This is a genomic window from Nocardiopsis protaetiae (genome assembly GCF_045446735.1).
GTDB lineage: Bacteria > Actinomycetota > Actinomycetes > Streptosporangiales > Streptosporangiaceae > Nocardiopsis > Nocardiopsis protaetiae.
This window is the reverse complement of the sequence record NZ_JBJJBV010000005.1, coordinates 45216-56518: the sequence shown is the minus strand read 5'-3', so window position 1 is coordinate 56518 and position 11303 is coordinate 45216. Positions and strand designations below refer to the sequence as shown.

Here is an 11303-nt window from a genome sequence, read left to right as displayed (position 1 = left end):
CCGGGGGCCCTCCGCCCCCGGGGCGCGGCCCCTGCCGCGACGGCCGGCGATGATAACACTTGATCACCTTTTTCGGCAGATCGCCAAAACGGAACCGGAAAATCGGTACGGGGTACCTGGAAAACACATTCCCCCACCTCAGGAGGCCGCTCCGGAAAAACTCGGGGAAAAAATCCGGACCGCCGTCCTCAAGAGGCCATCTCCTTTCTTCCGCGCCCGTGTTCCGGTTGAATCGGAAACGCCGGAAGTCGAACCGTGCACCCCGTTCTTCAGACCGGATTCCCCTCTCCTCCTCCTCTGGGAGAAGTCCATGGCGAAGAGCCCCGTCACCACGTCCCCCACCGCACGGAGATCACCCCTGCCCCGCCGCCCCCTGGCCCGGGTGCTGGCCGCCTTCAGCACCGTCGTCCTGGTCATCGCCCTGGGCGCGGTGCCCGCGCACGCCGACTACTACTCCGGCGGTGTGGGAACCACACGTTTCACCGTCCGCTACGGGGCGGTCAACGACACCTGGATCGGGTTCTTCAACACCGGCCGCACCAACTGGAACAACACGAGCAACACCAACATCTCCATCACCCGCACCACCAGTACTTCGGTGAACCGGGTGATGACCGCCGGCCGCTACACCGAGAACTGGTACGGCCTCTACTCCCCCTCGGGCACGCGGGCCAACCGGAGCTTCACCATCCGGATCAACGCCCGGCGCCTGTCCGAGGACTCCGGGAGCAACATGACCGCCTGGTGCCGCAGCACCTCCCTGCATGAGCTGGGCCACGCGCTCTCGCTGGCGGACAACCCGAACACGACCCAGCTGTCGGTCATGAAGCACAGCCGCAACAGGACCCGGATCACGCCCTATGCCTACGACATCTCGGAAGTCCGACGCATCTACTGAGGAGGGAAGAGCCATGAGAACGATCACCCTGACCGCGGCGACCGGCCTGGTTCTGGCCCTCGCGGCCTGCGCCGCGCCCGACGCCACGGAGACCGCCGCCGACGACGTCGTCGTCTACCACCCCGACTACCCGGTCTACGACACCCCCGAGGATCTGCTCACGTCCGCCGACCTGGTCGTGGAGGGGATCATCACCTCTTCGAGCGTCCGGGAGATCGACATCCTGCTCCCGCCGGAGGAGGGCCTGGACCCCGCCGCCGACCCGGCGTCCGGAGTACCGGACCCCGAGGAGGAGGCGCTCCTCGTCTTCACCGTCCACGAGGTGCAGGTGACCTCGGTGGTGTCCGGGGACGCGGAGGTCGGCGAGACCATCGAGATCAAGCAGCTCGGCAGCGTCCTGGACGGCGTCGAGTACATCGAGCCGGGCGCCGTCGCCCTGGAGGCCGGACGGCCCCACCTGCTGTTCCTCAGCGGGGTGTACGACGTCCCCTTCTCGCTCATCAATGCCCACCAGGGCGCCTATTCCGTGGAAAGCGACGGCGGTTTCGAGCCGCTCCACGCGGAGAACCACGTCCCGATCAGCGAGGACGTCATCGAGGAATTCTCCGACTAGTCTCCGGGTTCTCACAAAAACCACAGGAGTAACACGGACCCCGTTTCCCGGGGACAGAAAAAATCCGGGAGGCGGGGAACCTCTTTTTCTCCGAACGAGTCGAAGGGAGATACGGCCCCGGTTCTGGGGCCCACACATCCGAGGAGTACCGGAGATGCGAACGATCTGGAGCCGGAGCACGGGAGGAATCGCGGTGGTCTCCGTGCTGGCCCTGGCCCTGTCGGCCTGTTCGTCCCCTTCCCCGAGCACCGGGGGCGCGACGGGCGACTACCCGTCCTACGCCTCGGCCGAGGAGCTGTTCGAGTCCGCCGACCTGGTGGTCGAGGGAACCGTGGAGGGCTCCCGCACCGAGCCGATCGACATCTCCGAGGGCGGCGAGGCCGAAGAGGGCCTGGAGCCGCTGGAGTACACCGTGTACACCCTGGCGGTGTCGGAGGTGTTCAAGGGCGAGGCCCCCGGGGGCGCGCTGGAGGTCAAGCACGAGAACGGCGGCCCCGACGACCTGGAGCTGCGCGAAGGGGACACCTACGTGCTGTTCCTGGCGACCTACGACGACGTGCCGGCCTCCCTGCTCAACCCCGACCAGAGCGCGTACCTGGTCGGCGGCGACGGGGGGCTGGAGCCGGTCGGCGGCGGCCTGGAGGTGACCCGCGAGGACCTGGGCTGACCGGGTCCGGGCGGGGAAACCGGGTCAGAAGAAGTCCAGTGCCCAGGCCGGGGCCAGGACGATGATGAGGAAGCGCACGGTGCGGGTGACGAAGGTGACGGCCGAGAACAGCACGACGTTCATCCGCACCACCCCCGCCAGGACCGAGACCACCACGAACGGCGGGATGCTCGCGAACGAGCTGAGCGCCAGCAGGCCCACCCCCCAGGCGGGGCGCTCCTCGGCCCTGCGCCGCCAGCGGGCGGCCCGCTCGGTCCACTTGCCCGGCGTCTCGGTGCGCCTGCGCAGCCAGGGGGCGGAGAGCGTCCCCTTGCCCGCGTAGTAGTAGGGCAGCTTGCCCAGGGTCTGCCCCAGGCCGGCGGCGACCGCCATGGCCACCAGGGCGCCGTCGCCGTTCAGGGCGACGGCGCCCAGCAGGTAGACCTCGATGTTGATGACCGGGAGGAGTCCCGCCGTGAGGGCGACGACGAAGGCCAGCCCGGTCTCGACCACCGGAGGTCAGCTCTCCGCGGCCGCGAGCTGGCCGCAGGCTCCGTCGATCTCCTGGCCGCGGGTGTCGCGCACGGTCACCGAGACGCCGTGGGCCTGGAGCCGCCGGACGAACTCGCGCTCGTCCTCGGGGCGCGACGCCGTCCACTTCGACCCCGGGGTGGGGTTGAGCGGGATCAGGTTGACGTGCACCAGGTGGCCCTTGAGGAGCTCGCCCAGCAGGTCGGCCCGCCAGGCCTGGTCGTTGATGTCCTTGATGAGCGCGTACTCGATCGAGACCCGGCGGCCGGTCGTGCCCGCGTAGCGCCAGGCGGCGTCGAGCACCTCGGCGACCTTCCAGCGGGTGTTGATCGGCACCAGCTCGTCGCGCAGCTCGTCGTCGGGGGCGTGCAGCGAGATGGCCAGGCGGACCTGCATCTTCTCGGAGATGAGCTTGTCGATCGCCGGGACCAGGCCCACCGTGGACACGGTGACGCCGCGCTGGGAGATGCCCAGGCCGTCGGGCACCGGGTCGGTGATCCGGCGGACCGTCTCCAGGACACGCTTGTAGTTGGCCATGGGCTCGCCCATGCCCATGAACACGATGTTGCTGATCCGCCCCGGTCCCCCGGCCACCTGGCCGCGGGCCAGGTCGCGGGCGCTGGAGACCACCTGCTCCACGATCTCGCCGGTGGACAGGTTGCGGGTGAGCCCCGCCTGCCCGGTGGCGCAGAACGGGCAGTTCATGCCGCAACCCGCCTGTGAGGAGATGCACAGGGTGACGCGGTCCGGGTAGCGCATCAGCACCGACTCGAACAGCACCCCGTCGAACGCCTTCCACAGGGTCTTGCGGGTCATCCCGTTGTCGCAGGTGATGTGCTTGACCGGGGTGAGCAGGCGGGGCAGCAGGGCCTCGCCCAGCTTCTCCCGGGAGGAGGCGGGCAGGTCGGTCATGGCCGAGGTGTCCGACTCCAGACCGCCGAAGTAGTGCTTGGCGATCTGCTTGGCCCGGAAGGGCTTCTCCCCCAGCTCCGAGACGACCTCGGCCCGCTCCTGCGGGGTGAGGTCGGCCAGGTGCCGGGGCGGCTTGGCGCGGCGCGGTGCGACAAAGGTGAGCTCGGCGGGCATAGAGAGTCCGTAAGGGGTGGAGTCGATGGTCTCGGCCCGGCGCGGGACGGCAGTGGTGCGGGTCGTTATACGACCTATACGCGGCTGCGGGTACGGCTCCGCCTGTCAGGGCACTACCGTCGATTCTACGTGCAGTGTGGACGGGTCGGTTCGGGCCCGCGGAGGACGGCGGATCGGCGAGTGTGGGAGGGCCGGTGTCAGGGATCGAGGTCCTGCTCGACGAGATCAGCCCGTACCAGAGCCGCCGTGTCGTCGTCGAGTGCGACTCCAGGACCACGGCCGCCTACCTGCTGGACGCGCGCGGGCGCATCCGCGTCCCGGTGTGGCTGGCCAACCACGAGATCGCCCCCCGCACCGCCGAGCCCGGCGGGTCCTTCGAGGGCCGGGCGCCGCTGATGCCCGAGGGGCACACCAAGCACCCGCAGGGGCGGCCCCGGTTCGATCCCTCCTGTCTGCGCGCGGTGTGGTTCGAGGAGGGCGACGGGGTCGCGCTGGTCGACGAGGAGGGGCTGCTCGCGGTCATCCCCGGCTGGGCGGAGGCCGACAGCGGCCTGCCCGGGTACGCGCGCGAGGCGATCGGGCGCAGCGCCTACGCCTGGGAGCTGGACCCGGTCAAGGGCCAGCTGTGGCCGCGGGTGGTGCACGCGGAGGCCTACTGGGACTGGCGGCGGGCCTCGGGCGCCTGGCGCAGCGTGCAGCGCACGGTGCTGGGCCACCTCAACCGGACGGTGGGCGAGGCCGGCCACTACTGGGACGTGTCCGACGGGCACCCGCCGCTGCTGCGGGTGTCGGAACGCCCGCCCACCGAGCAGCGGCCCTACACGATCCTGTCGACCGTGGGCATGTGCGGGCAGCGGATGCCCACCCTGGACCGGTACATGGCCGACACCTCCAGGTACGCGCGGGTGGAGCTGGCGCTGGCCACCACCATGCCCGCGCACCACGCCGCGCGGATCTTCCGGTGGATCGGGGCGTTCCCGTGGCGGGCGGTGACCTGGTTCGGCACCGGGCACACGGTGAAGTGGCTGGACAACCCCGAGGACCGGGCGATGCGCCGGGGCGCGGGGGCGGTGCTGCTGCTGGAGGACCCCTCGCCGCTGGTGGCCGCCGCGGGCCACACCCCGCCGGACACCGCCGGGCTGACCTTCCAGGGCGACCCGGTGCGGTGGCTGTGGATCGTGCCCGTCACCCGTCCCGAGCACCTGTTCGCCAAGGAGCACGACAGCGCGACCCTGGTGGAGAAGCTGGCCGCGGAGGGCCGCAGCTGGATCCTGTCGTAAACCCTTTGGCCGCCCGCCCGGGGCCCTGAAATGATCCCCGGGTCCCACAGGACCGGGCGGGGGTAGGGGTGTGACGGCGACCGAGGGCGCGGGGCGCACGGCCGGGATGGGCGCGCCGCTGCGGTACGGCCCGTTCCGGGCGCTGGCCGCCGGGCGGCTGCTGATGTCCCTGGGCAACGGGCTGGCGAACGTGGCGCTGGCGTTCGCCGTGCTGGACGTGACCGGCTCCCTCGTCCAGGTGGGCCTGGTCGTGGGCGCGCGGTCCGTCGCGAACGTGGCCCTGCTGCTGCTCGGCGGGGTGATCGCCGACCGGCTCCCCCGCTCCCTGGTGCTGCGCGGCGGCTGCGCGCTGGCCGCCCTGGCCCAGGGCCTGCTGGGCGCGGCCCTGCTGACCGGGGCGGCGTCGCTGCCGCTGATGGTGGTCCTGAGCGTGCTCAACGGGGCCGCGGCCGCGGTGAACCTGCCCGCGGCCGCCGCGCTGCTCCCCCAGACGGTGCCGCGCGCCCTGCTGCGCCAGGCCAACGCGGTGGTCCGGCTGACCGGGAACAGCGCCATGGTGGCCGGGCTGTCCCTGGGCGGGGCCGTGGTCGCGTTCGTCGGACCCGGCTGGTCCATCGCCGCCGACGCGGGACTGTACGCGCTGGCCTGCGCGGCGTTCGTGCTGCTGCGGGTGCCGGGCGCCGAACCCGGCGCGGGGCGGGCGAGCGTGCTGCGCGACCTGGTGGAGGGGTGGCGCGAGTTCACCGCCCGCTCGTGGGTGTGGGTCGTGGTGGCGCAGTTCATGGTGACCAACGCCGCCTGGTCGGCGTCGGTGGCGGTGCTGGGCCCGGCGATCGCCGACGAGTCCTTCGGCCGGGCGGCCTGGGGGCTGGTCGTGGCGGCCCAGAGCGCCGGGATGCTGGTGGGCGGGTTCCTGGCCGCCCGGTGGCAGCCGCGCCGGGCGCTGGGGTTCGGGGTGGCGCTGGTCGCGGTCCAGGCGGTGCCGCTGTACGCGCTGTCCCTGCCGGCGGCGCCCCTGGTGCTGGTCGCCGCCATGTTCGTGACGGGGGTGGCCGTGGAGCAGTTCGAGGTGGCCTGGCACGTGTCGGTGCAGGAGAACGTCCCGGCCGACCGGCTGTCGCGGGTGTACTCCTACGACGCCCTGGGGTCGTTCGCCGCGATCCCCCTCGGCCAGGTCGCCATCGGCCCGGTGGCGGCGGCGGTCGGACCGCAGAACGCGCTGCTCGGGCTGGCCGCCCTGATGGTGGCGGCCACCGCGGCGGCCCTGGCGGTGCCGGGCGTGCGCCGCCTGCGCAGGCTGCCCTGACCGCGCTCTCCCGGCCGCGCCGGCCGCGCGCGGCTAGCTGGCGACGCCGCGGGCGAGGCGGACCTGGCTGAGCACCCGGTGGAAGGAGGCCATCTCCTCGTCGCTGAAGCGCTCGACGAAGCTGCGCAGGGTGGCCTGGGGTTCGGGGCAGGTGCCGAGGAACTCGTCCATGACCCGGGCGGTGTACTCGGCGCGGGTCTCCAGCGTCCAGTAGACCCAGGCGCGGCCGCGCTTCTCCCGGTCGAGCAGGCCCTTGTTGTAGAGGATCCCGGCGACCGTCATGACGGTCGTGTAGGCGATGTCCCGGTCGTAGACCATCGTCTCGTGGACGAGCCGCACGGGCAGCGGCTCCTCGGAGCGCCACAGCGCGTCCATGATGGCGGCTTCCAGTTCCCCCAGGCCCCTCATCGGTGTCTCCCCACCCCCGCGTGTCCGGTGTGCGCGTATCGCGATCTTGGCACGCGGGGCGCGGCGGCGCGGGAGAACTCCGAAGAGCGCACAGATATGCACACCTTCACCGCCGTTCACCGGCGTTTCACGAGTTCGGAGGGCTGTCAGGGAGGGGAAACGCGCGACGACCGGGCCCGGGTCCCACCGCTCCCGCTGGGAACGTCGGCGGTGGGACCCGGCCGTCCCGCCCGGCCGCTTGCACCTACTCCGACGGGGCCGGGTGGGATCGGGTTCCCCCGGAATCTCGACATCGAGAGTGGTACGGGACACATCGGCGGCGGCCGGTAGCGGCCACGGACTTCACATCACGAAATCCCCGCAAAAACCCACAAACCAGGCATCACAGGCACGCTACGCTTGGTTACCGACGCGTAGCGCCAACGCGATTGTGAAAAAATGTTAGCTATCTCCTAGTTTCAACACGGCCCGTGTTCCCCGATGGGATGCCGGTACAAGTAGCCTGGTAACCGACGAGTGCCGGCCTGGTCAGACCGGTCTTCCGCCACGCGGTCGACCCCTGTTCTTCCTTGAGCCCGCCGAGCCGGCAGCCACCCGTCTTCCTACACATTCACGAGCGAGCTGCGGAAGTGGGCGATCTCCGCCGTGTCGTCTGAGGCGTCTCAACCCCTGACAGACTTTGGCCCCAACGAGTGGTTGGTCGAGGAGCTTTATCAGAAGTACTTGAACGACCCGAACTCGGTCGACAAGGCCTGGTGGAACTTCTTCGCGGACTATAAGCCCGCGGAGTCGGCCGGTGCGAAGAGCGGGGGGACCACCGCCGTCAAGGCGCCGGCCACGCCCCCCGCCGCCACCGCCGCACCCAAGAAGCCCGCCGCGCCGGCCCCCGCCAAGGCGGCGGCCCCGAGCGCGGACGAGGCCCTCCAGGTCGACGAGGAGCGGCTGCGCGGCGCACCCGCGCGCACCGCGACCAACATGGAGTCGAGCCTGACCATGCCGACCGCGACCAGTGTGCGCGCGGTGCCGGTCAAGCTCCTCTTCGACAACCGGATCGTCATCAACAACCATCTCCGGCGCGGCCGCGGTGGGAAGGTCTCCTTCACCCACCTCATCGGCTTCGCCATGGTCAAGGCCCTTGAGTCGATGCCGGAGATGAACCACTCCTACACGGAGATCGACGGCAAGCCCGGTGTCGCCAAGCCCAAGCATGTGAACTTCGGCCTGGCGATCGACCTCCAGAAGCCCGACGGCTCGCGCCAGCTCGTCGTGCCCTCCATCAAGAAGTCCGACGAGATGGACTTCATGGAGTTCTGGGGCGGCTACGAGGACCTGGTCCGCAAGGCCCGCACCAACAAGCTGGGCGTGCCGGACTTCCAGGGCACCACCATCAGCCTCACCAACCCCGGCGGCATCGGCACCGTGCACTCGGTCCCGCGCCTCATGCCGGGCCAGGGCACCATCCTGGGCGTCGGCGCGATGGAGTACCCGGCCGAGTTCCAGGGCGCCTCCGCGGACACGCTGGCCGACCTGGGCATCAGCAAGGTCATGACGCTGACCTCCACCTACGACCACCGCATCATCCAGGGTGCGCAGTCGGGTGAGTTCCTGCGCCGGATCCACCAGCTGCTGCTGGGCGAGAACGGCTTCTACGACGAGATCTTCAACTCCCTGCGCATCCCCTACGAGCCGGTGCGCTGGGTGCAGGACATCCACGTCAACAAGGCCACCCAGCTCGACAAGACCACCCGGGTCCAGGAGCTGATCCACGCCTACCGCGTGCGCGGCCACCTCATGGCCGACACCAACCCGCTCGACCACGAGCAGCGCAAGCACCCGGACCTGGACGTGCTCCAGCACGGCCTGACCCTGTGGGACCTGGACCGCGAGTTCCCGACCGGGGGCTTCGGCGGCAAGCAGGTCATGAAGCTGCGCAACATCCTGGGCGTGCTGCGCGACACCTACTGCCGCACGGTGGGTATCGAGTACATGCACATCCAGAGCCCGGAGGAGCGGGAGTGGATCCAGGCGCACGTCGAGCGCGAGCACGAGAAGCTCGACCGTGACGAGCAGCTCCACATCCTGCACCGGCTCAACAGCGCCGAGGCGTTCGAGACCTTCCTCCAGACCAAGTACGTGGGTCAGAAGCGCTTCTCCCTGGAGGGCGGCGAGTCCCTGATCCCGCTGCTCGACGGCGTGATCTCCAAGGCCGCCCGGTCCGGGCTGGACGAGGCCGTGATCGGCATGGCCCACCGCGGCCGCCTCAACGTGCTGGCCAACATCTGCGGCAAGTCCTACGGGCAGATCTTCGGCGAGTTCGAGGGCAACCTCGACCCGCGCAGCGCGCACGGCTCCGGTGACGTCAAGTACCACCTGGGCACCGAGGGCGTCTTCGAGACCCACGACGGTGAGAAGATCGCCATCTCGCTGGCGGCGAACCCGTCCCACCTGGAGACCGTCGACCCGGTCCTGGAGGGCATCGTCCGCGCCAAGCAGGACCTGCTGGACAAGGGCCCGCACGGCTTCACCGTGCTGCCGATCCTCATCCACGGCGACGCCGCGTTCGCCGGACAGGGCGTGGTCGCCGAGACCCTCAACCTGTCCCAGCTGCGCGGCTACCGCACCGGCGGCACCGTTCACATCATCGTGAACAACCAGGTGGGCTTCACCACCTCGCCGTCGGACAGCCGCTCCAGCGTGTACGCCACCGACGTGGCGCGGATGGTGCAGGCGCCGATCTTCCACGTCAACGGGGACGACCCCGAGGCCGTGGTCCGGGTCGCGCACCTGGCCTTCGCCTACCGCCAGGCGTTCAACAAGGACGTCGTGATCGACCTCGTCTGCTACCGCCGCCGCGGTCACAACGAGGGCGACAACCCGGCGTTCACGCAGCCGCTGATGTACGACGTCATCGACGCCAAGCGCTCCACCCGCAAGCTGTACACCGAGGCCCTCATCGGCCGCGGCGACATCACGGTGGAGGAGGCCGAGTCGGCCCTGCGCGACTACCAGACCGAGCTGGAGCGCGCGTTCACGGAGACCCGTGAGGCCGACCGGAAGCCGATCGAGCCGGGTGCCGTGGTCAAGCCCGAGGTGTTCACCGAGGGCCGCCTGGACCACTCGACCGTCGAGACCGCGATCAGCACCGAGACGGTCAAGCGGGTCATCGACACCCAGGTCAACCTGCCGGAGAAGTTCACCGCACACCCGCGCCTGGCCCCGCAGCTGGCCCGCCGCGCCACCATGGTGGAGACCGACGCGGTGGACTGGGCGACCGGCGAGCTACTGGCCTTCGGGTCGCTGCTGCTGGACGAGCACCCGGTCCGCCTGATCGGCCAGGACAGCCGCCGCGGCACCTTCGGCCAGCGCCACGCCGCGCTGATGGACCGCGACACCGGCGAGACCTACACGCCGCTCAAGCAGTTCGACAACGGCACCGTGAAGTTCCACGTCCACGACTCGCTGCTGAGCGAGTACGCGGCGCTGGGCTTCGAGTACGGCTACTCGCTCACCCGCCCCGAGGCGCTGGTGATGTGGGAGGCGCAGTTCGGCGACTTCGTCAACGGCGCGCAGACCGTCATCGACGAGTACATCAGCTCGGGCGAGCAGAAGTGGGGCCAGCGCTCCAGCGTCACCCTGCTGCTGCCGCACGGCTACGAGGGCCAGGGCCCGGACCACTCCTCGGCCCGGATCGAGCGGTTCCTGCAGATGTGCGCGCAGGAGAACATGACCGTCGCGATGCCGACCACCCCGGCGAGCTACTTCCACCTGCTGCGCTGGCAGGCGAAGTCGCCGATCGAGCGGCCGCTGGTCATCTTCACGCCCAAGTCGCTGCTGCGCCTGAAGGCCGCGACCTCCGCCGCCGCCGACTTCACCTCGGGGCACTTCCGGCCGCTCATCACGGACGACTCGATCGCTCCGGAGAAGGTGCGCCGCGTGGTGCTGTGCTCGGGCAAGATCTACTACGACCTGGACGCGGCGCGCCGCAAGAGCGGTGACAAGCACACCGCGATCATCCGGGCGGAGCGGCTCTACCCGCTGCCGATCGAGGAGATCCGGGAGCAGCTCCGGGCCTACCCGAACGCGGGCGAGGTCCTGTGGGTCCAGGAGGAGCCGGCGAACATGGGCCCGTGGCCGTTCGTCGCGCTGGTCTTCTCCGAGCAGCTGGACCGCCCGTTCACCCGGATCTCGCGTCCGGCCTCCTCCTCGCCCGCGGCCGGCTCAGCCAAGCGGCACGAGGCGGAGCAGCGAGCCCTGGTGGACACGGTCTTCCCGCCGGCGGACTAGCGGGAGCGCGCGTGTACTACACGGATCGCGGAATCGAGGAGCTGGAGAAGCGCCGCGGCGAGGAGGAGGTCAGCTTCGCCTGGCTCGCCGAGCAGCTGCGGACGTTCACCGACGTCCACCCCGAGTTCGAGACCCCGGTCGACCGGCTGGCCACCTGGCTGGCCCGGCTGGACGACGAGGACGACGAGTAGGGCGCACCCGTGAAAGGGGGCCCGGGAGAGATCCCGGGCCCCCTTCGCCGTGCCGGGGGT

Annotated in this window: 10 protein-coding genes; 7 read left to right on the top strand and 3 right to left on the bottom strand. The window is 70.5% G+C overall.

The annotated features are described in order from the left end of the window. Window positions 1–310 precede the first annotated feature (310 nt). The 3 genes from ACJOT3_RS01630 (at window position 311) to ACJOT3_RS01620 (ending at window position 2178) form a co-directional block, all read left to right on the top strand. Window positions 311–898: a hypothetical protein gene (locus ACJOT3_RS01630; RefSeq protein WP_406967958.1), complete on the top strand. Its 588-nt coding sequence runs from the start codon at window positions 311–313 to the stop codon at window positions 896–898. A 13-nt stretch (window positions 899–911) separates the two neighbouring features. Beyond that, a complete protein-coding gene (locus tag ACJOT3_RS01625) occupies window positions 912–1511 on the top strand; it encodes a hypothetical protein (protein WP_406967956.1) in 600 nt (199 codons plus the stop codon). A gap of 154 nt (window positions 1512–1665) precedes the next feature. Next, window positions 1666–2178 (top strand): hypothetical protein, encoded by a 513-nt coding sequence (locus tag ACJOT3_RS01620; protein ID WP_406967954.1) that lies wholly within the window; start codon window positions 1666–1668, stop codon window positions 2176–2178. A 24-nt stretch (window positions 2179–2202) separates the two neighbouring features. Here ACJOT3_RS01620 and ACJOT3_RS01615 read toward each other — a convergent pair whose 3' ends face one another. Both ACJOT3_RS01615 and rlmN read right to left on the bottom strand, forming a co-directional pair. Next, complete coding sequence (locus tag ACJOT3_RS01615) at window positions 2203–2670, bottom strand: hypothetical protein (protein ID WP_406967952.1); 468 nt, start codon at window positions 2668–2670, stop codon at window positions 2203–2205. A 6-nt stretch (window positions 2671–2676) separates the two neighbouring features. After that, window positions 2677–3774 carry a dual-specificity RNA methyltransferase RlmN gene (gene rlmN / locus ACJOT3_RS01610; RefSeq protein WP_406967950.1) on the bottom strand — a complete coding sequence of 366 codons (1098 nt, stop codon included), beginning with the start codon at window positions 3772–3774 and terminating at the stop codon, window positions 2677–2679. Between the two features lie 194 nt (window positions 3775–3968). Between rlmN and ACJOT3_RS01605 the strand changes: the two genes are divergently transcribed. Continuing rightward, a complete protein-coding gene (locus ACJOT3_RS01605) occupies window positions 3969–5054 on the top strand; it encodes a suppressor of fused domain protein (RefSeq protein WP_406967948.1) in 1086 nt (361 codons plus the stop codon). 70 nt (window positions 5055–5124) lie between these two features. Further along, window positions 5125–6360: an MFS transporter gene (locus ACJOT3_RS01600; protein ID WP_406967946.1), complete on the top strand. Its 1236-nt coding sequence runs from the start codon at window positions 5125–5127 to the stop codon at window positions 6358–6360. Window positions 6361–6393: 33 nt separating this feature from the next. On the opposite strand, the gene ACJOT3_RS01595 is transcribed toward ACJOT3_RS01600, so the two are convergent. Then, window positions 6394–6768 (bottom strand): BlaI/MecI/CopY family transcriptional regulator, encoded by a 375-nt coding sequence (locus tag ACJOT3_RS01595; protein WP_406967944.1) that lies wholly within the window; start codon window positions 6766–6768, stop codon window positions 6394–6396. A 645-nt stretch (window positions 6769–7413) separates the two neighbouring features. On the opposite strand from ACJOT3_RS01595, the gene ACJOT3_RS01590 reads away from it, so the two are divergent. Both ACJOT3_RS01590 and ACJOT3_RS01585 read left to right on the top strand, forming a co-directional pair. Next, a complete protein-coding gene (locus ACJOT3_RS01590; protein ID WP_406967942.1) occupies window positions 7414–11052 on the top strand; it encodes a multifunctional oxoglutarate decarboxylase/oxoglutarate dehydrogenase thiamine pyrophosphate-binding subunit/dihydrolipoyllysine-residue succinyltransferase subunit in 3639 nt (1212 codons plus the stop codon). Between the two features lie 11 nt (window positions 11053–11063). Beyond that, window positions 11064–11243 (top strand): DUF6104 family protein, encoded by a 180-nt coding sequence (locus ACJOT3_RS01585; protein ID WP_406967940.1) that lies wholly within the window; start codon window positions 11064–11066, stop codon window positions 11241–11243. Window positions 11244–11303: the final 60 nt, after the last annotated feature.